This is a genomic window from Streptomyces sp. NPDC007205 (genome assembly GCF_040634095.1).
Classification (GTDB): Bacteria; Actinomycetota; Actinomycetes; order Streptomycetales; family Streptomycetaceae; genus Streptomyces.
In genome coordinates, this window is record NZ_JBEYEW010000003.1 from 78,853 (window position 1) to 97,591 (window position 18,739).

General features: G+C 72.2%; 16 protein-coding genes and 1 pseudogene. 8 read left to right on the top strand and 9 right to left on the bottom strand.

The features are described 5' to 3' along the window. The first annotated feature begins 35 nt into the window (after positions 1–35). The 4 genes from ABZ624_RS06750 to ABZ624_RS06765 all read left to right on the top strand — a co-directional run bounded on the left by ABZ624_RS06750 (position 36) and on the right by ABZ624_RS06765 (position 3,791). Entirely contained in the window at positions 36–1,031 is a 996-nt protein-coding gene (locus ABZ624_RS06750) for a L,D-transpeptidase (protein WP_360083357.1), read from the top strand. A 58-nt stretch (positions 1,032–1,089) separates the two neighbouring features. Beyond that, positions 1,090–1,596, top strand: coding sequence for a SigE family RNA polymerase sigma factor (locus tag ABZ624_RS06755; protein WP_360083358.1), 507 nt, complete (start codon positions 1,090–1,092; stop codon positions 1,594–1,596). Next, positions 1,589–2,296, top strand: a complete 708-nt coding sequence (locus ABZ624_RS06760) for a L,D-transpeptidase (RefSeq protein WP_360083359.1) — start codon at positions 1,589–1,591, stop codon at positions 2,294–2,296. The genes ABZ624_RS06755 and ABZ624_RS06760 overlap by 8 nt, the downstream gene beginning before the upstream one ends. A gap of 73 nt (positions 2,297–2,369) precedes the next feature. Continuing rightward, positions 2,370–3,791 (top strand): hypothetical protein, encoded by a 1,422-nt coding sequence (locus tag ABZ624_RS06765; protein ID WP_360083361.1) that lies wholly within the window; start codon positions 2,370–2,372, stop codon positions 3,789–3,791. Positions 3,792–3,929: 138 nt separating this feature from the next. Here the strand turns inward: ABZ624_RS06765 and ABZ624_RS06770 are convergent, their stop codons facing one another. The 7 genes from ABZ624_RS06770 to ABZ624_RS06800 all read right to left on the bottom strand — a co-directional run bounded on the left by ABZ624_RS06770 (position 3,930) and on the right by ABZ624_RS06800 (position 11,741). Continuing rightward, the gene (locus ABZ624_RS06770) at positions 3,930–4,145 is read right to left on the bottom strand and encodes a DUF6059 family protein (protein WP_360083363.1); all 216 of its coding nucleotides are present in this window, start codon (positions 4,143–4,145) and stop codon (positions 3,930–3,932) included. A 5-nt stretch (positions 4,146–4,150) separates the two neighbouring features. Then, entirely contained in the window at positions 4,151–5,929 is a 1,779-nt protein-coding gene (locus ABZ624_RS06775; protein ID WP_360083365.1) for an acyltransferase domain-containing protein, read from the bottom strand. Between the two features lie 149 nt (positions 5,930–6,078). Continuing rightward, positions 6,079–6,303, bottom strand: coding sequence for an acyl carrier protein (locus ABZ624_RS06780; protein WP_360084055.1), 225 nt, complete (start codon positions 6,301–6,303; stop codon positions 6,079–6,081). 107 nt (positions 6,304–6,410) lie between these two features. Beyond that, complete coding sequence (locus tag ABZ624_RS06785) at positions 6,411–7,631, bottom strand: ketosynthase chain-length factor (protein WP_360083367.1); 1,221 nt, start codon at positions 7,629–7,631, stop codon at positions 6,411–6,413. After that, positions 7,628–8,893 (bottom strand): beta-ketoacyl-[acyl-carrier-protein] synthase family protein, encoded by a 1,266-nt coding sequence (locus ABZ624_RS06790; protein WP_360084057.1) that lies wholly within the window; start codon positions 8,891–8,893, stop codon positions 7,628–7,630. The genes ABZ624_RS06785 and ABZ624_RS06790 overlap by 4 nt, the downstream gene beginning before the upstream one ends. A gap of 257 nt (positions 8,894–9,150) precedes the next feature. Continuing rightward, the gene (locus ABZ624_RS06795; RefSeq protein ID WP_360083369.1) at positions 9,151–10,740 is read right to left on the bottom strand and encodes an acyl-CoA carboxylase subunit beta; all 1,590 of its coding nucleotides are present in this window, start codon (positions 10,738–10,740) and stop codon (positions 9,151–9,153) included. A 215-nt stretch (positions 10,741–10,955) separates the two neighbouring features. After that, positions 10,956–11,741 (bottom strand): AfsR/SARP family transcriptional regulator, encoded by a 786-nt coding sequence (locus ABZ624_RS06800; RefSeq protein ID WP_360083371.1) that lies wholly within the window; start codon positions 11,739–11,741, stop codon positions 10,956–10,958. A 294-nt stretch (positions 11,742–12,035) separates the two neighbouring features. Between ABZ624_RS06800 and ABZ624_RS06805 the strand changes: the two genes are divergently transcribed. The 4 genes from ABZ624_RS06805 to ABZ624_RS06820 all read left to right on the top strand — a co-directional run bounded on the left by ABZ624_RS06805 (position 12,036) and on the right by ABZ624_RS06820 (position 16,595). Then, complete coding sequence (locus ABZ624_RS06805; RefSeq protein ID WP_360083373.1) at positions 12,036–12,338, top strand: hypothetical protein; 303 nt, start codon at positions 12,036–12,038, stop codon at positions 12,336–12,338. Then, positions 12,335–14,611, top strand: a complete 2,277-nt coding sequence (locus tag ABZ624_RS06810) for a TOMM precursor leader peptide-binding protein (RefSeq protein WP_360083375.1) — start codon at positions 12,335–12,337, stop codon at positions 14,609–14,611. The genes ABZ624_RS06805 and ABZ624_RS06810 overlap by 4 nt, the downstream gene beginning before the upstream one ends. 86 nt (positions 14,612–14,697) lie before the next feature. Next, positions 14,698–15,936 (top strand): histidine kinase, encoded by a 1,239-nt coding sequence (locus ABZ624_RS06815; RefSeq protein WP_360083377.1) that lies wholly within the window; start codon positions 14,698–14,700, stop codon positions 15,934–15,936. Positions 15,937–15,983: 47 nt separating this feature from the next. Then, positions 15,984–16,595: a response regulator transcription factor gene (locus ABZ624_RS06820; protein WP_360084059.1), complete on the top strand. Its 612-nt coding sequence runs from the start codon at positions 15,984–15,986 to the stop codon at positions 16,593–16,595. Positions 16,596–16,793: 198 nt separating this feature from the next. Here the strand turns inward: ABZ624_RS06820 and ABZ624_RS06825 are convergent. Together ABZ624_RS06825 and ABZ624_RS06830 are read right to left on the bottom strand one after the other, a co-directional pair. Then, positions 16,794–17,435: pseudogene (locus ABZ624_RS06825) on the bottom strand (4'-phosphopantetheinyl transferase superfamily protein); the annotation flags it as partial. A gap of 4 nt (positions 17,436–17,439) precedes the next feature. Beyond that, positions 17,440–18,699: an acyltransferase domain-containing protein gene (locus ABZ624_RS06830; RefSeq protein WP_360083379.1), complete on the bottom strand. Its 1,260-nt coding sequence runs from the start codon at positions 18,697–18,699 to the stop codon at positions 17,440–17,442. Positions 18,700–18,739 lie beyond the last annotated feature (40 nt).

The following is an 18,739-nucleotide window of genomic DNA, read 5'->3' on the forward strand; positions in this document are numbered from 1 at the left end:
TAGGAGGCGATACCGCACCTCACAGGGGGATTGACATGCACGTGGACCGTTCGGCCGGTCGGACCGTCGGCCGTCTCGGCGCCGCTGTCGCGGCCTGTATCGCTCTGCTGTCGGCCGTCGGCTGCTCGACGGACGCGGGTACCGGCGTTCGTGTGGCCGCCGATGCGCCGGATGCCCGGGGCTCCGCCGCGACAGCCGCGAAGGACAAGGGTGGGAACCACGGCGGCGCGCGCCCGGCTCCGTCCATGCCGGAGCCCGCCGTGCTCGCGCAGGCGCGGGTGAACATATCCGACGGGCAGACGGTCGGGGTGGGCATGCCGATATCCGTCACCTTCTCCCGGCCGGTCCTCGCCGCCGAGCGCAAGGCCGTGGAGAGCTGGCTGCGTGTGCAGACCTCGTCCGGCACGACCGGCGCCTGGAGCTGGCTGAAGGACCAGAACCTTCTGGACGGGCAGCGGGTCGACTTCCGCCCCGGTACCGCCTACTGGAAGCCCGGCGCCAAGGTCACCCTGCGCCTCGGTTCGCACGGCGTCCGCCACTTCACCGTCGGCCGGTCGCTGGTCGCCACCGTCGACGCGAGCAGGCACGAGATGACCGTCCGCACCGGCGGGGCGACGCAGCGGATCCCGGTCACCACCGGGCAGCCGGGGATGGACACCTGGAACGGGACGATGGTCGTCATGGACAAGCAGTCCAAGGTGCTCATGGACTCCCGCACCGTCGGTCTCGGTGCCGAGTACCGCGGCGACTACTTCTGGGCCGTGCACCTGACGACATCGGGGACGTACGTGCACCAGAACCCGCGGGCCGACACCGAGGCCGGACACCGTAACGTCACCCACGGCTGTGTCGGCCTCGCCACCGACGGCACCGCCAAGCGCTTCTACGACCAGGTACGGGTCGGCGACGTCGTCACGGTCACCGGGTCGGACAAGGCCACCGTCGCCGCCGGCAACGGCTACGGCGACTGGAACCTGACCTGGAAGCAGTGGCTCGAGCACAGCGCCGCCGGAGAGACCACGACCGCATGACCCCCACCGCACCGGCCGTACACGACGCGCCCCGCGCCGTGAGAGAGAGCACGACAAGGTGACCGAGGACGAGTTCGACCTCTTCTACACGGCTGCCTACCCGCGTCTGGTCGGCCAGTTGTACGCCCTGACGGGGGACTACGCCGAAGCACAGGACGTGGTGCAGGAGGCGTTCGTACGCGCCTGGGACCGGCGTTCGTCCGTTCTGGCCGGCGACCAGGCTCCCGAGGCGTGGATCCGCACGGTGGCACACCGTCTGGCGATGAGCCGCTGGCGGCGGGCACGCCGCTGGTGGGAACTGGTGCGGGGCGAGTCCGCGCCGCTGCCGGTGCCCGAACCGAGCCCGGACCATGTGGTGTTGGTCGCCGCTCTGCGGTGCCTGCCCGAAGTCCAGCGGAACGCGATCGTGCTGCATCACCTGTGCGATCTGAGCGTGGAGCAGATAGCCGCCGAGACGGGCGTGGCCGTCGGCACCGTCAAAGCGCGGCTGTCACGCGGCCGTTCGTCACTCGCAGCTCATCTGGTGAGCGAGGAACCCCACCCGACGGAGGAAGCCTGTGTCTGATCAGCCGCCACCGCGTTCCCTGACCGAGGCGGAGCTGTCCGCCCGTCTTCGTGGCCTGGCCGCGCGCGGCGTGGCACCAGCCCCGGCCACGGGGGCGCAGGTGAGGAGCCGGGCGGCACGCCGCCGCCGTGGCCGACGCGTTCTGCTCTCCGCCGGCGCGCTGGGGGCAGCGGCCCTCGCCACCGTCGCCTCCGGCGCCCTCGGCTCCTCCCCCACCCCGCCGGCCGTGCCCCTCGCGACGTCCGTGCCCCATCCGTCCCCGGCGCCCGTCCAGCGGGTGACGGTCGACCTGGACGCCCACACACTGACCATCGAGGGCAGGAGGTTCCCCATCAGCGCGCCGCAGGAGACCTGCCCGATCGGCGAGACGTCGGTCACGGTCACCGCCAAGTACCCCAGCCTCACCCTGCGCCCCGACCCGATCACCAAGTACGCGGACATCAGGCAGTGGGCGGTCACCTTCACCGACCGCAGTCACCACCAGCGGCTGCTGATGTGGGCGCTGGACCCCGCCGCCGGTCTCAGCAGCCTCGGCCACAACGCCCCCGCCGGCTCCATCGCCCTCGCGCCCAAAGCCGGGAAGCGGGTGTACGACGCCATCGAGCCCGGCGCCCGTGTGGAGATCAAGGGTGGGCAGACGGCGAGCGCGCACCCGGACTCCATGTGCTCCGACCGCCAGACGATCACCGTCAACCGCTGACCGAGCCCAATGGAAGATCATCATTCCGCTAGGATCACCCCCCGTCATGTCATGAACACGGGGGAGTGGGTCCGTGAACCACAGGAGCGGGATACGTCCGCGGGAGCGCGGCGCGGTCGTCGGGATGTCGCTCGTCGGGATGTCGCTGTCCCTGGCGCTGCTGACCGGATGCGGCGGCGGTGGCGGTCACGGGACGGCCGGCGGTGGTAAGGCGACGGCGCCCGCCCCGGCCGCCGACGACGCCGTGAAGGGCCCCGCCTACCGGGGGCCCGCGCTGCCCGGCTTCGCCGCCCGGCCCGCCTGGAGCCTGCGCGCCAAAAGCACCTCGGCGCCCGGCGCCCTCGACCTCGGCTCCACCCTGCTGCTGGCGAAGGACGCGCAGGGGGACTACGCAAGCACGCCGACCGGGAGCGTGCTGTCCGACTCCGAGGAGGCCGCGCCCCTCACGCTGGAGTTCCGCGATGTGAAGACCGGCGCCGTCCGCAAGGCGCTGAAGGTGCGGGCCAGGACGGTCGAGGCCGTCACCTGGCGCGGCGGTGCCCCCGCCGTGGCCGTGACCTCCTCCACGACCAGCAAGTCCGACGGCCTCACCGAGGCGAAGACCACCACCACGGCCACCCTGTACGGCGCCGACGGCGGCGAGCTCGCCAAGGTCCCCTCGTACGAGCGAGGCGCCCTGCTGGACGGCTACCGCGTCGAGAAGACCGGCGACACCCTGCGCCTCACGCCCGTCGGCGGCGGCCCGTCCCGCACGGTCACCTGCACCGGCACCGCCGCCAGCTGCACCTACGACGCCGAGACCGGCACGGCGGACGCCTCGGTGGCCCATGCCCCGCTCATCAGCGGCGGCTACTACGCGGGCTTCCTGAACGCCAGCGACTTCCAGACCGAGCCCGAGCAGATCACGCTCAGCGAACTCGCCACCGGCAAGCAGGTGTGGAGCACCGCCGGCGCGAAGATCCCCGAGGGCGTGGCACTGGACGACAAGGGCCACCACCCCGAGAGCGAGGAGAAGCGCATCCTGCGGATCGCCGACGGCAAGGTCCTCGTCGGCTGGAAGGCCGGCCTCTCCTTCTCCTCCGGCAGCTGGATCCACGCCTGGTACGACCTGAAGAGCGGCGCGCTCCTGACCTCGTACAAGGGTGCGGAGGAGGTGCTGTTCTCGCCCTCCGGCGACCTCGCCGCCCGGGACGTGGTCAAGTTCGAGGACTTCCCCGGCACCGCCGTGTGGCAGACCGCCGACGGCAAGCGGCTGTGGGAGCAGCAGGGCGGCGAACACGCCCTCGACCCGGTCCGCTTCACGGCCGACGGGTCGGTGCTGTACGGGGTGACGGACGACAAGAGCGCCACCGACACCGGCATCGCGGTGGACACCCGGACGAAGAAGGTGCTGGCGAAGAACCTGCCCGAGGAGAACATCCCGTCCGTCGACACGGCCACCGGCTACGGCTACGTCGGCACGGAGGCGGCCCTGTTCGTCTTCGCGCCCGCGTGAGCCGGTCCGCGCCTCGGTCAGCGCATCGGTGAGCGCGTCGGACCGGGCGTCGATCCGAGGGCGTTGGGTGAACTGCCGTGCCCCGGCCGGGCGGGAGCCGGGCCGGGGCACCACACAGGAGAAGCGGCGCCCGGGTGTTCAGGGCACCTGCTCCCCCGTCGTCAGCTCCCGTTCCAGGGCGCGTTCGTATGCGGTCAGGGGGACGTCGGGGCGCAGGCGTTCGGGGTGGAGAAGCGGCGGGTCGGAGCAATCGGGATGCGGTTCCGTCGGGGGGAGCCAGACGTACATGCGGCCCGCCGCCACCAGGGTGCCGTAGATCACCTTCAGGACGCGCAGCGCCCTCGTCGCCGTCATGGACCTCATGGCGTCGCCGCGGCGAGTTGGGGGGCGGGGGCGGTGGCCTCGGCGCCCGTGTGCGCATCGGCGCTCCACGTCCACAGGGCGGACAGCGCCACCGGGGAGGGGACGTGGCCCTCGGTCCACAGCCTGGCCGCCGCGGTGAGGACCGACTGGCGGTCGGCCTCCGCCGTGCCGGGGCGGCCCGGGAGCAGCGGTACGGCGGCACTGGCACCGAGGCGTACCGCCCGGTGGCGGCGGGCGAAGGCGGTGAGGGTCTGCCGGGGGCCCGCCTCGATCAGGAGCATGTCGTCGGCGGCGAGCAGGGACTCCAGGGCCTGTTTGAAGTACACGGTGTCGGTGATCTGGCGGGCCCAGAAGCGGGGGCTGAGTGCCTTCTCGGGGCTCAGCAGCTCGCCCGTGTACCCGGAGTACAGCGGCAGCGCCGGCGGGCGCAGGGGGATGTCCCGGTAGGCCGCCTCCACGGCCTCGGACGCGGGGGCCATCGCCGGGGAGTGGAAGGGGCTGGTCGCCGGTACGGTGACCACGGTCAGGCCGTCGGCGCGGAGGGCCTGGGCGATCTCGGCGAGCGGTTCGGCCGGACCCGCCAGCATGGTCTGCTGGTTGGCGTTGACGGCGGCTATGGCCACGTCGTCGCGGAGGTAGGGACGGAGGCGGTGTTCTTCCGCGGCGACCGCGAGCATGCCGCCGGGCGGGATCTTCACCGCCTCGCGGACGCGTGCCATGACCATGGCGACCGCGTCGGGCAGGGCGACGGCACCGGCGATGGTCGCGGCGACGAGTTCGCCCGCGCTGTGGCCCAGCACCGCGGTGGGGCGCACTCCCCAGCCGATCACCATGCGGCCGAGCGCGTAGTCGACGGCGAACAGCAGCGGCTGGGCGCGGCGTACGTCGTCGACGGGGATCAGCGGGCGGCCGTCGGTGAGCCAGTCCGCGCGGATCCGCGGGCCCTCCTCGCCCATGTGGGACAGGGCCGCGTCGAAGGCGGCGGTGAACACCGGCTCCCGCCCGTACAGGCCGGCCGCCATGGCGCGGTGCTGGGAGCCCTGGCCCGGGAAGAGCAGGGCGACGGGCCGGGGTCTGGCCGCGGTGACCGCCGTCGCCTTGTGCACCGTGGCGGCGGACAGTGCGGCGACGGTGACGGCGGCGCCGCGCACCGGTCCGGGCGCGGTGCCGCACGGCACCACGGTGGGCAGGGCGGGGAACGCCTCGTGGTGCAGGCCCGAGAGCAGGGGCAGCAGTTCGCCGCGCACCCGTTGCTCGTCCCGCTCGTCCCGGCCCGACCACAGCAGCAGCCGGTGCCGGTCCGGGTCGGTGGCGCGGTGGCCGTGGGCGAGGGCCGTCAGCTCCGGCGCGGCGTCGGGGTCGGTGGTGAGGTCGAGGACGCCGAGGACGGTGTCGCCCTCGGCGACCGCCTCGGCGGCGCGTTTGACCGCGTAGACCGTGATGGTCCCGGCCTCGGGCTCGTCGAATCCGGCGACGAGCGCGAAGTCCGCGGTGCCGTCGTGGAGTTCCTGGTGGGCGAGGCGCAGAGCGCGGCCGGGCGCCGAGGCGGTCCGTACCGCGAAGCCCTCGTGCTCGGGTGCGAGGGCGGGGTCGGGTGCGTGGGCACCGACGTAGACGACGGTTCGTACGGGCAGGTCGCGCGGGGAGCGGCCGAAGGCCCGCAGCACCGCGGAGACCGCGGCGGCCGACGCCGGCACGGGTGCCCTGTCCTCTCCCGCGGGGCCCGGACGGACCATCAGCCTCCGGATCACCGCGCTGTCAGCCGTCAGCGGCATGGGTACCTCCTCGTGGGCCGCGGACCGCCGCGGCCGGTGGGGCAAGGATCGACAGGAACCAGGGGGCGTGGGGGGAGGGATCGGGGAGGGAGGAGTGCGGGCCGGCCCTGGCGGCGGGGGATCCGGATGGGGGCGGCCCGCACTCCGGCTCAGGCCGCGTTGTCGCCGGCGGAGTTGATGAGTTCGAGCAGCGCGCGGGGGGTCTCGGCGTCGACGACCGCGTCGTCCGGGACGCTGATGCCGTAGGTGCGCTGGACCTCGCCTATGACCTGGAGCAGGGCGAGCGAGTCGTAGCCGAGTTCCAGGAAGGGGGTGTCGAGGACGTCGCCGTCCAGGTCGATGCCCTCCTCCTCGCCGGCGCTCTCGCGCAGCATCCGGGTCAGGTCGGCCAGGGTGACGGTGGTGCTCGTGGTGGTGGTCACGGTGGGTCCTCCGTTGGGTGATGGGTGTGGTGCCTGGCTCAGGGTGGGATGAGGGCGGTTCACGCCGTGCGGCGTACGACGAGTGCCGCGTTGAAGCCGCCGTGGCCGCGGGCGAGAACCAGTGCGGTGCGCAGGTCCGCCTCCCGGGGCGCCCCCGTGACCAGGTCGATCGGGTGGCCGGCGGCGGGGGCGTCGACGCCCGCGGTGTGCGGGATGACCCCGTCGCGCAGGGCGAGCAGGGCGGTGGCCGCGTCGAGGGCGGCGCCGCCGGCGAGCAGCCGGCCGGTCAGCGACTTGGGCGCGGTCACCGGTACGGCGTGGGGGCCGAACACCTCCGCGAGCGCCTCGGCCTCGGCCCGGTCCAGCTCCGGGACACCGGCGGCGTCCGCGAAGACGACGTCGATGTCGGCGGGGGCGAGCCCGGCGTCGGCGAGGGCGCTGCGGACGGCCCTGGCCAGGCCCGGCGGGCGCCCCGAGCCGGGGGCGGGGTCGAGCGTGGCGGCGTACCCGGCGATCTCGCCGTAGATGTGGGACGCGCCGCGCTCGCGGGCCGCCGCGAGGTCCTCGGCCACCAGGATGGCGCCGCCCTCCCCCACCACGTATCCGCTCGCCTCGGCGGAGAAGGGCAGGAACGCGCGGGCCGGGTCCTGCTCGGTGCTCATCAGACCGGTGGCCAGCTGCGGGACCCAGCCCCAGGGGCAGATGCCCGCGTCGACGCCGCCGGAGACGACCGCCTGGAATCCCTTGCGGACGTGGCGGCGGGCCTGGCCGATCGCGTCGATGCCGCCGGCCTGCTCGGTCAGCAGGACGCCGCTGGGGCCGCGCAGTTTGTGCCGGATGGAGATCTGGCCGGTGTTGACGGCGTAGAACCAGGCGAAGGACTGGTAGGCGCTGACGTGCTCCTTGCCCTTGCTCCACAGGTTCTGCAGCTCGCGCTGGCCGAACTCGACGGCGCCGCCGGACGCCGAGGTGACCGTGCCCATGCCGTACTCGGACACCTCCCCGGTGTCGATGCCGGCGTCCTGGAGGGCCCATTCCGCGGCGGCCAGGGCGAGGCGGGTCATGTGGTCGGTCTGCGGCATGAGCCGGCTGGGGATGTGCTCCTCGGCGACGAATCCCGGCACCTCGCCGGCCAGCCGGGACGGGTAGCGCGTGGCGTCGAACCGGGTGACCGGGCCGATGCCCGACTCGCCCGCCAGTGTCGCCTTCCAGTAGTCCTCGGTGCCCAGACCGTTGGGCGCGGCGATGCCGAGGCCGGTCACCACGGTCGTCGTGGTCATGCGATGCTCCTTTCCGGTCGCGCGAGGACCATCGCGCTCTGGAAGCCGCCGAAGCCGCTGCCCACGCTGAGAACGGCGTCCGTCTGCTTCTCGCGGGCGGTCAACGGGATGTAGTCGAGGTCGAGTTCGGGGTCCGGCTCGTGCAGGTTGGCGGTGGGCGGCAGCACCCCGTGCTCCATGGCGAGGGCGCAGGCGGCGATCTCCAGGGAGCCGATCGCGCCGAGCGAGTGCCCGATCATCGACTTGATGGAGCTGACCGGGGTGCGGTAGGCGTGCTCGCCCAGGCTGCGCTTGAACGCGCCCGTCTCGTGGCGGTCGTTCATCTTGGTGCCGGAACCGTGCGCGTTGATGTAGTCGATCGCGGTCGGGTCGAGCCGGGCCTCGGCGAGGGCGGCGTCGATGGCCTCGGACATCTCGCGGCCGTCCGGCTTGAGCCCGGTCATGTGGTACGCGTTGCAGCGCTGGGCGAAGCCCGCGATCTCGGCGTAGATGTGCGCTCCCCGGGCGCGGGCGCTCTCCAGCTCCTCCAGGACCAGCACGGCCGCGCCCTCCCCGAGGACCAGGCCGCTGCGCGTTCTGTCGAAGGGGCGGCAGGCGCTCTCGGGGGTGTCGTTGCGCGGGGTGGTGGCGAGGATGGCGTCGAAGCAGGCGGAGGTGATCGGGGAGATCGGGGCCTCGGTCGCGCCGGCGATCATGACGTCGCAGGTGCCCTCGCGGATCAGTTCCACCGCGTGGCCGAGCGAGTCCAGGCCCGAGGTGCAGCCGGTGGAGACCACCGCCGCCGGTCCCTCGGCGCCGGCCGCCTGGCCCACCTCGGCGGCCATCGAGCTGGGCACGAAGTGCCGGTACAGCTGGGGAATCGCGTAGGTGTGGTCGACGAGCCACTCCCGGCCGCCGTCGCTGACCACCGCGTACTCGCGTTCCAGGCTGGTGGTGCAGCCGACCGCGCTGCCGACCGAGGTGCCGATCCGGCCCGGGTCGAGGGCGGAGGTGTCCAGGCCGCTGTCGGCGAGCGCCTCACGGGTGGAGACGACCGCGAACTGCGCGGCCCGGTCCAGCCGGCGGGTCTCCTGCTGGGAGAGGCCGGCGGCCAGCGGGTCGAAGTCGCACTCGGCGGCGACCCGGGAGCGGAACTGGGAGGGGTCGTAGAAGGAGATGGTGCGGGTGGCGGTACGGCCTGCGGTGAGCAGGTCCCAGTACTCCTTGACGCCGATCCCGCCAGGGGCCACGACGCCCAGTCCGGTGATGGCAACTCGACGCATCATCTACCTCGCCTTCGACGGGGCGGGGTGCTTCGCGCACTCCCTGCCGGATGGAACTGTGCGGGCCACTGTCGATCCCTTCGTCCGGAGCACTGCGGTGTCGCGGCGGCCGGGGCTGCCATGGATGGGATCTCGCCCCGGCCGGCCGGCCCGGACGGCCGCCCGCTCGTGACGCGCCGCCGTATCCGGTGCATCCCATGGAACGGGCAGGTGCTCGACGGCCGCTCGCGTCCGCGTGGACGCCGCGTCCGCGCAGGTCAGGTGGGCAGATTGCCGTGCTTGCGGGCCGGTACTTCAGCCTTTTTCCCGCGCAGCATGGCCAGGGACCGGATCAGTACGGAGCGGGTCTCGGCCGGCTCGATGACGTCGTCCACCAGGCCGCGTTCGGCGGCGTAGTAGGGGTGCATCAGCTCGGTCCTGTACTCCTTGATGCGCTGCGCCCGTACGGCCTCCGGGTCGTCGGCCGCGTTGATCTCCCGGCGGAAGATGACGTTCGCGGCGCCCTCGGCGCCCATCACGGCGATCTCGTTGGTGGGCCAGGCGAAGGACAGGTCGCAGCCGATGGAACGGGAGTCCATGACGATGTAGGCGCCGCCGTACGCCTTGCGCAGCACCACGGAGATGCGGGGCACGGTGGCGTTGCAGTAGGCGTAGAGCAGTTTCGCGCCGTGCCGGATGATGCCGTTGTGCTCCTGGTCGACGCCGGGCAGGAAGCCGGGGACGTCGACGAGGGTGACCAGCGGGATGTTGAACGCGTCGCAGGTGGAGACGAAGCGGGCGGCCTTCTCGCTGGCGTGGATGTCGAGCACACCGGCGAGCACGGCGGGCTGGTTGGCGACGATGCCGACGGTGTGCCCGTCCAGGCGGGCCAGCGCGCACACCACGTTGCGCGCCCAGGCCTCGTGGACCTCGAAGTACTCGCCGTCGTCGACGAGTTCCCCGATGACGTCACGGACGTCGTAGGAGCGTCCCGGCTCGGCGGGTACGAGGTCGCACAGGGCCTCGGTGCGCCGGTCGGCGGGGTCGGCGCCCGGCGCGGCGGGCGGCAGCTCGCGGTTGTTGGACGGCAGCAGCGAGATGAGGAAGCGCACGTCCTCCAGGCACTCGGTCTCGTCGTCGTACGCGAAGTGGCAGACGCCGGAGGCCGTCGCGTGCGGTTCGGCGCCGCCCAGGCCGTTGTGGGTGATCTTCTCGCCGGTGACGGCCTGTACGACGTCGGGTCCGGTGATGAACATCTGGGCGGTCTCGCGCACCATGAACACGAAGTCGGTGAGTGCGGGCGAGTACGCGGCGCCCCCGGCGCACGGGCCGAGCATCACGCTGATCTGCGGGATGACCCCGGAGGCCGCGACGTTGCGGCGGAAGATGCCGCCGTAGCCGGCGAGCGCCGTGACGCCTTCCTGGATGCGGGCGCCGGCCCCGTCGTTGAGCGACACCAGGGGTGCTCCGGCCGCCTCGGCCAGGTCCATCACCTTGTGCACCTTGGCGGCGTGGGCCTCGCCGAGCGCACCGGCGAAGACCCGGAAGTCATGGGCGTACGCGAAGACGGTACGGCCGTGGACCAGGCCCCAGCCGATCACCACTCCGTCGCCGTGCGGCTTCCTGTCCTCCAGGCCGAATCCGGTGGCGCGGTGCCTGCGCAGGGGCTCGATCTCGGTGAAGGTGCCCTCGTCGAAGAGGACCGCCAGCCGTTCGTGCGCGGTGAGCTTGTTCTTCGCGTGCTGCCGCCGGGTGGCCTCGGGATCCGGGCCACGGCTCACTTCCTCCTTGAGGCGCCGCAGTTCGGCGGCGGCTCGACGCAGGTCAGGGGCGACTGTGGAGACCGTGAGGTCATCGAGGATCGTCATCGGCCGAACGTAGGCCCGCCACCTCGAACCCGCCTGGAGAAGTCGGCGCTCGCAGCGGCCGGGACCCCGGGTTCCCGGATGCTCGACGCCGACGGCGACATCGGTCACGTCGAGGCCGAGATCGGCGAGAGCGTCATGCTCGGGGGGGGACGGCGCGTACGGACCAGCCGTAACCGGTCCGCACCCCGCTCGCAGACGGGGAAGGCTCCGCGGACTCAGCCGACCACGGCGTCCAGGGCCGGATCCGCCGAGAGGATCGACTGGTGCAGTCGCTGCAGCCGGGCCGACGGCTCGAGACCGAGTTCCTCGACCAGCGAGCCGCGCAGCCGCTGGTAGGCCTCCAGGGCCCGCCAGGCCTTGTTCGAGCGGTGCAGCGCGGTCATCAGCTGGGCACAGAAGTTCTCGTGCATGGGGTGCTTGGCCACCAGCACCCGCAGTTCGGGCACGATCTCGGCGTGCCGCCCGAGACGCAGGTCGGCCTCGACGCGCAGCTCCAGCGCCGCCATGCGGTCCTCTTCGAGCCGCAGCGCCTCCAGTTCGAGGACGCTGCCGACGGGGACGTCCACGAGCGCCGGCCCCTGCCACAGGTCCAGGGCCCTGCGCAGCAGCTCCGCGGAGGTCCGGTAGTCGGCCGCCTCATGGGCGTCCCGGCCGGAGGCGCACAGCTGCTCGAACTCCTGCACGTCGATCTGCCCCGGCTGCACCTCCAGGAGGTAGCCTCCGTGCTGGGTGACCAGGATGTCCTTGGGCTGCCGGCTCGGATCGCCCTCCAGGGCGGCCGCTATCTTGCGCCTCAGCTGGAGGATGTAGGTCTGCAGGGTGGTCGCGGCGCTGCGGGGTATGTCCTCGCCCCAGATCTCCTCCATCAGCGTCGGCACGGTGACGACGCGTCCGGTCTGCAGGGCGAGCAGGGCGAGAATCTGCCGCGGCTTGGCGGCACTCGGAACCACCGACACGCCGTTGAGTTCCGCCGTGAGCCGACCCAGTACCTTGATGTCCATGTGATCACTCTCCCGTCTCGCGCGGGCGGTGCTCGCCCCCGTCTTACGCGGGTGGTGCCGTCGGCCGAGGGACCGGCGGTCGCCGCCTCCCGAGCAAGGCAAAAGCTTCGCAGCAGCCGGGTTCGAGTCACAGTGCGCGGGTCATGAAGAGGCCTATGAAAATGTCATACCGCGATGGTGACGGCCGCACTGGGCGGCTGGAAAGCACGCCCTCCAGAATTCGGTGACGCGGGACACGCCGAACGGATTCCCGATTCGCAGCGCCTCTCAACACTCATGCCTCTGGAGGGCCCCATGAGCACGTTGACCATCCCCGCCCCGGCCCGTACGGCCGGAACGGCCCCGCACCACCACGACATCGCGCTCCTCACGGCCCGCGCCGGTCTGGAACCGGAGCTGGCCGCGCGCTACTTCACCGACCCGGTGTCGGTACTCGCCGAGTTCGGGCTCGTGGCGGCGGAGCCGGTGTATCTGGTCGGGGCCGGCCGCGAGACGCTGGTGATCGAGGAGCTGGACGGGACGGACACCGGCGTCACGTACAGCTGCCCCACCTGCTGGCAGGACGCGCCGTACGACTCGGCCGTGTCCGCCGCATGAGCAGATCTTCCGTGTCCGCCAGGGCACCGCAGGTGGGGTTCAAGCCCCACCTGCGCGTCGAAGTCGTCGGCGGCGAGGCCGTGTATCTGTTGTCGGAGCGCGGCACGACCGCCCTGCACGGCCCGCACGTCGAGGCCGTCGCCCCGCTGCTGGACGGGACGCGGACCCTGGAGGCCGTTCTCCAGGAGGCCGCGACCGTGGTGGACGTCGCCGCGGCGGGCCGGACGATCGCCGCGCTCGCCCAGGCCCAGCTCATCGGCTATCGCGCTCCGTCGGCGGATGCCGCAGCCGAGGCGTACTGGGAACTCGCCGGTCTGAGCGGCACGGGCGCCCAGGCTGCGCTGAGCGGCACACCGGTGCAGATCCTGGTGCTCGGACGGACGGACCCCGGCCTCATCCGCGAGGAGTGCCTCGCCTCCGGTCTCACCCTGGCCGGCGAGGACGGGTCCGCCACGTTCACGCTGGTCGTGTGCGACGACTACCTGGACCCGGCACTGGCCGAGGTGGACGCCGATCACCGGGCAGCGGGCCGGCCCTGGCTGCTGGCCAAGCCGTGCGGCGTCGAGGCCTGGGTCGGGCCGGTGTTCGGGGTCCCGGACCGGGCCTGCTGGTCGTGCCTGGCCCACCGGCTGCGCGGGCACCGCGCCACTCAGGCGCCGGTGCAGCGGGTCCTCGGACTGCCCGGCCCGGTGCCGCTGCCGCGGGCCTACCTGGCTTCCGTACGCGCTCTGGGGCTCCAGAGCGCCGTCCTGGAGACGATGAAGTGGGTCGCCGGGATGCGCTACACCGAACAGGGCGCCCTGTGCACTCTGGACACGCGCACGCTACGCACCCGCCACCACCCGGTGGCCCGGCGCCCCCAGTGCCCCGAGTGCGGCGATCCCGGCCTGATGGCGGCGAGCGCAAGGAGCCCGGTGACCTTCGCCTCCCGGCTGAAATCGGCTACGGCCGGCGGCGGCCACCGGGCCCTGTCGGCCGACACGGTACTGCGCCGCTACCAGCACCTCGTCGATCCGCTGACCGGCGTCGTTCCGGAACTGCGGCCGGCCCCGGGCACCCCGCAGGGCCTCAACCGATATGTCTCCGGGCGCAACGCCGCGCTGCGTGCGGACTCGCTCGTGGGGCTGCGTCACGGGCTGCGCAGCCACAGCGGTGGCAAGGGCACCACACCACTGGAGGCCGAGGTCGGAGCGCTGTGCGAGGCGGTCGAGCGCTACAGCGCGACCCGCCAGGGGGACGAGCCGGTCGTGGTCGACACCCTCGCCGGACTCGGTGAGAGCGCGCTGCACCCCAACGCGTGCCAGCTGTACGCCGACCGGCAGTTCGCGGAGCGAGACGGCTGGAACCGCTCGGCCGCCGCGTTTCAGCAGGTTCCACCGCCCTTCGACCTGCACGCTCCCGCGGAATGGACGCCGGTGTGGTCCGTGACTGCGGGCGTCCACCGTCTGCTGCCCACGTCGATGCTCTACTTCGGCCACGCCCCGGGTGGACGGCCGTCCGCGCCGTGGGCGGATTCCAACGGCAACGCGGCAGGCAGCAGCCTCGAGGACGCGACGCTGCAGGGTTTCCTCGAAGTGGTCGAGCGCGACGCGGTGGGTCTGTGGTGGTACAACCGCACCCGGCAGCCGGGCGTCGACCTGGACGCCTTCGACGAGCCCTGGCTCGCCGAAGTCCGCGCCACCTACGGCGAGTTGCGGCGCGATGTGTGGGTGCTGGACCTGACCACCGACTTCGGCATCCCCGTCATGGCCGCCGTCTCCTGCCGCAGGGATGCGGCGTTCCCGGGCATTTGCTTCGGGTTCGGCGCCCATTTCGACCCGCGTACGGCGCTGCGCCGGGCGGTGACGGAGATGGCACAGCTGCTGCCACCGCCGGAGGCGGAAGCGGAAGTGGACACGGAGTTCGCCTCCCTCCACCCGGAGCTGGCCTCCTGGTGGAAGAGGGCTACTACCCGGAATCAGCCATATCTCATACCGGACCCAGCCGAGTCACCGCGTACGCCCGCAAGTTACGTGTGCACACCACGAGGGGACCTGCTCGACGACCTCGCCGTGGCCGGGAGACTGGTGCGGGAGCGGGGCATGGAACTGCTGGTCCTCGATCAGACTCGGCCTGACGTGCGCCTTCCCGTGGTGAAGGTGATCGTTCCCGGAATGCGTCACTTCTGGGCCCGGTTCGCGCCGGGCCGCCTCTTCGACGTCCCCGTGACCCTCGGTCGCACCACGCGCGCTACGCGTTACGATGATCTCAACCCGATTCCGTTGTTCGTGTGAAACCGGCTAATTACAGCCATCACTGGCCGCCATCCAGTCGTGCCCATACCATGCCTTGCGCCATGTCCCCGGGCGAGGAGGTCGCGATGCCGGACACTTTCCGAATAACGGAAAGTCCCGCGGATGCCGAGGGATCCCCCCACACCTCGGTCCCCCCAGCACTGGCGCCCCGCCTCGCCCGCGCGATCATGATCGTCGTCCTGTGCTGCTACTGCTCCATCGTCATCCTCAATGTGCTGACGTACGGCTCGGCAGGCGCCGCCAAGGTCGCCGTCTGCGTCGGCGTGGTACTGGTCGAGTTCGGCTTGCAGTTCGCGCTCACCTCGCCCTCCGCGCGCAGCTGGCCCCTGCGGCGACGCTTGGTCACCCTGGCCGCCCAGGCCGTCCTGACGTATCTGCCGGCGGTGTGGTTCGGCCTCAACTGGGGCAGTATGCAGGGGCCTTTCGCCGCGACGGTCCTGCTCACACTCCCCAACCGGGTCGCCTGGCCGTTGTTCGGGCTCGTGGTCGTCGGCTCACCGGTGTACCCGACCATCGAGTCGGGCCCGCTCTACGGTGCGTACATCCTCATCTCCATCGCCCTCGGCGGACTGGTCATCTACGGCCTGACCCGCCTCACCGACCTTGTCCGCCAACTGCACGACACCCGTGAACAGTTGGCACGCATGGCCGTCACCCAGGAACGGCTCCGCTTCGCCCGGGACCTGCACGACCTGCTCGGCTACAGCCTGTCCACCATCACGCTCAAGGGCGAGCTGGTCAGCCGGCTGATCCCCACCCGGCCGGAGGTGGCCGCGGACGAGACCACGTCCCTGCTGCTGGTCGCGCGGCAGGCCCTGGCGGACGTACGGCTGGTCTCGCGCGGCTACCGGGACATGTCGCTGCGCGACGAGGCGGAGTCGGCCGCGCAGGTGCTGATGTCAGCCGATGTGCGCACGGAGGTCGACGTACAGGTCGACCGGCTGCATCCTGTGGTCGACACGGTTCTCGCGACCGCGCTGCGGGAAGGAGTCACCAACATCCTCCGGCACAGCAAGGCCGAGGTCTGTACCATCAAGGCCACCAGCGGGACTGAAACGGTTCTCCTCACGCTGCTGAACGACGGCGTGGCGAACGAGGGGGTGCCCGACACGCGTTCCGCGGGTGGGAGCGGTCTGGGCAATCTGCGGACCCGGCTCACCGGCATCGGCGGGGAACTGACAGCCGGCGTCGACGAGGAGGGTATGTTCCGCCTCGTGGCACGGGCCCCGCTGCAACCGCGCAAGGGGGAGGCGCGCGCGGGCACGGCCACCGGCGCACCGGACGCCGAGAAGTCCCCAGCCTGAACAGGGCTGGTCAGACGAGACACCGCTGCCTGGGGGAGGTAACAGTGCTGTCCATCACCGTCCTGCTCGCCGAGGACGTGCACATGATCCGCGGCGCTCTGGTCGCCCTGCTGGAACTCGAACCCGATCTCAAGGTCATCGCCACCGTGGACCGGGGTGACACGATCGTCAGCACCGCGCTCGAGGTGCGGCCCGACGTGGCGGTGATCGATGTCGACCTGCCGGGCATGGACGGTCTGACGGCCGCCGCCGACCTGCATGTACAACTGCCCAGCTGCCGCTCGCTGATCCTCACCAGCCTGGGCAAGCCCGGCACCCTGCGCCGTGCCATGTCGGCTCATGTCTCCGGTTTCCTGCTGAAGGACTCCCCGCCGGACCAGCTCGCCTGCGCCGTGCGCTCCGTGGCGAGGGGCGGACGGGTCGTCGACCCCCAACTGGCGCTGACCGCCTGGGACTACCCGGACAATCCGCTGTCCCGCCGGGAGATGGAGGTGCTACGGCTGGCGGCCCGGGGAGCCGACGCCGCCGAGATCGCCGGCTGTCTCTACCTCACCAAGGGCACCGTGCGTAACTACCTCACCTCGATCGTCGGCAAGCTCGGCGCCCGCAACCGCGTCGACGCCATCCGCATCGCCGAGGACGCCGGCTGGATCCCCTGAGCCCGCCGGGCCGGGCGGCCGCGGCTCCTCACCGGTCGCCCCGTACAGCGCGTCCAGCAGTCCCTCGTGCAGCGTCGTCCCCACCGAGACGTCCGACAGCTCCCCGAACCCGTCGTCGAACACCGCGACGCTCACCACATGGCTGCCGCCGACGGCGAAGGTCCCGAACGTCCAGCCGCCGTCGTCCGTGGCCGAGCCGTCGGGACGGACCAGCCGGGCGCCGGAGGAACCGTGCAGGGCGAAGCCGAACTCGGTGAAACGGAACCGCAGGCCCTGGCCGAGCGCCTTGCTGTAGGCCTCCTTCAGGGTCCACAGCCGCACCATCGTGTCGTTGCGGGCGCTCTCCGCGCCCCGGTCGAGGTACCGCTTCTCGAACGGCGTGCAGGCCTGCGCCTCGGAACCGGTGTGCGCGAGCCGGCGGTCGGCGCGTTCCACGTCGACCCCGATCCGGCCCCGGCGGGTGACGCCCACGACCATGGTCTCGTCGGTGTGGCTGAGGCTGATGTCGATCTGGTCCAGGCCCCGCACATAGGGGCGGCCGCCCGGCAGGTACGCCACGTCCACCAGGTGCGGCAGCGTCTGCACGGCCGCGGCGGCGGTGTACCGCAGGAACAGGCGGGAGGCGAGGAAGCGCTCTCTCATACCGGCCCGGGCGAGCTTCTCGTAACGGGCCCAGTCACGGCCGAGGAGCAGGCGCAGGTCCGCCGCGCCGGGGTCCGGCTGCCAGCCGGGCATCCTGCCGTGCACCACGACGCTGCCGGTGCGCACCAGCTCCTCGTGCACCCGCTCCCAGGAGCTCTCCGGTCCCGGCGCGCACAGCGGCCGGCCGATCGTCGTCATCGGCTCACGCCCCGGCCAGCGCCGCCGCCAGCGGTCCCGCGTCGAGCGCCGAGATCACCCCGGCCAGGTCCACCGCGTCGCTCTCCGGCCCGCGGCACACCACCAGGCAGGCCGGCCCCTCGCTGCCGCCCATCCGGCGCAGGAACGGCGTGAGCACCACGCGCGGCCCGATCTCCACCACATGGGTGGGGGTCTGCTGGGCGAGCATCGCCCGGGCGGCGTCGGCGAAGCGCACGGGGGAGGTGATCTGCTCGCTCCAGTACGCACCGTAGAGCGGTTCGGTGGTCAGCCGGCCGTACAGCGTGGAGTAGAACGGCACCCGGGCGGCGCCGCCCGCGACCCGGCGGGCCACGGCGTCGAACTTCGGCACCATGGGGGCCATCAGCGGCGAGTGGAAGGGGTGGGTCACCGTCAGATGACGGCAGGCGATGCCCCGGCTCTCCAGCTGCTCCTGGATGCGCTCAAGACCCGCCCGGTCACCGGAGAGCACGGTGGCCTTGGCGGCGTTGATGGCGCTGATGCCGACGCCGGGCTCGGACGCGACCAGCTCGGCCGCCTCGAACGGAGCCGCGCAGGTGGCCATCATGCCGCCGTCGGAGGGCAGGTACTGCATGAAGGCGCCGCGCAGCGCGACCAGCTTGGCCGCGTCGGGCAGCGACAGGGCGCCCGCGACGGCGGCCGCCGCGAACTCCCCGATGCCATGGCCCAGTACGGCGACCGGGGTCACGCCCTCCTCCCGCAGCGTCTGCGCCAGCGCGTACTCGACGGCGAACAGGGCGGGCTGGGTGAACGCGGTCTGGTGGATCCGCGGGTCGTTGCCGAGGATCAGCTCCACCACGGACGTGCCGGTGTAGGGCAGCAGCTCGGCGGCGGCCTCGTCGAGATGGGTGCGGTAGCCGGTGCAGTTCCAGTACAGGCCGGAGGTCATGCCCGGGTGCTGGGAGCCCTGTCCGGTGAACACGAACGCCGCCCGCACCAGGCCGCCGCCCGCCGGACGCGGGTCGTGCTGGGCCATGTACCGGGCCAGCTCGCGCACGGTGGGGTACGTCTCGATGTCGGTGGGGTCGAGCACCGGGCCGAACTCCTCCTCGATGTCGCCGTACAGGCTGAGCGCGGCGACCGAGTCGAAGCCTCCGTACTGGTGGAACGGCACGTTCTCGTCGACCGGCACACCGAGGTAGTGGGTGAGCCGCTCCGTGAGCCATTCGCGCTGGGCCGCGCCGAAGGAGTCGTCGTGTGCTTCGTCGTGCTGGGGTTCGGACATGGTCGGTGCTCCATCTCGGGCTCGGGTGGATGGCTCCGCT

What these genes read in the sequence shown, in the direction of transcription:
- ABZ624_RS06790 (WP_360084057.1), bottom strand. Translation starts at nt 8,893, where the DNA reads ATGCGTCGAGTTGCCATCACCGGACTGGGCGTCGTGGCCCCTGGCGGG.
- ABZ624_RS06785 (WP_360083367.1), bottom strand. Translation starts at nt 7,631, where the DNA reads ATGACCACGACGACCGTGGTGACCGGCCTCGGCATCGCCGCGCCCAAC.
- ABZ624_RS06810 (WP_360083375.1), top strand. Translation starts at nt 12,335, where the DNA reads ATGAGCAGATCTTCCGTGTCCGCCAGGGCACCGCAGGTGGGGTTCAAG.
- ABZ624_RS06815 (WP_360083377.1), top strand. Translation starts at nt 14,698, where the DNA reads ATGCCGGACACTTTCCGAATAACGGAAAGTCCCGCGGATGCCGAGGGA.
- ABZ624_RS06780 (WP_360084055.1), bottom strand. Translation starts at nt 6,303, where the DNA reads ATGCTGCGCGAGAGCGCCGGCGAGGAGGAGGGCATCGACCTGGACGGC.
- ABZ624_RS06805 (WP_360083373.1), top strand. Translation starts at nt 12,036, where the DNA reads ATGAGCACGTTGACCATCCCCGCCCCGGCCCGTACGGCCGGAACGGCC.
- ABZ624_RS06775 (WP_360083365.1), bottom strand. Translation starts at nt 5,929, where the DNA reads ATGCCGCTGACGGCTGACAGCGCGGTGATCCGGAGGCTGATGGTCCGT.
- ABZ624_RS06795 (WP_360083369.1), bottom strand. Translation starts at nt 10,740, where the DNA reads ATGACGATCCTCGATGACCTCACGGTCTCCACAGTCGCCCCTGACCTG.
- ABZ624_RS06770 (WP_360083363.1), bottom strand. Translation starts at nt 4,145, where the DNA reads ATGACGGCGACGAGGGCGCTGCGCGTCCTGAAGGTGATCTACGGCACC.
- ABZ624_RS06750 (WP_360083357.1), top strand. Translation starts at nt 36, where the DNA reads ATGCACGTGGACCGTTCGGCCGGTCGGACCGTCGGCCGTCTCGGCGCC.
- ABZ624_RS06830 (WP_360083379.1), bottom strand. Translation starts at nt 18,699, where the DNA reads ATGTCCGAACCCCAGCACGACGAAGCACACGACGACTCCTTCGGCGCG.
- ABZ624_RS06800 (WP_360083371.1), bottom strand. Translation starts at nt 11,741, where the DNA reads ATGGACATCAAGGTACTGGGTCGGCTCACGGCGGAACTCAACGGCGTG.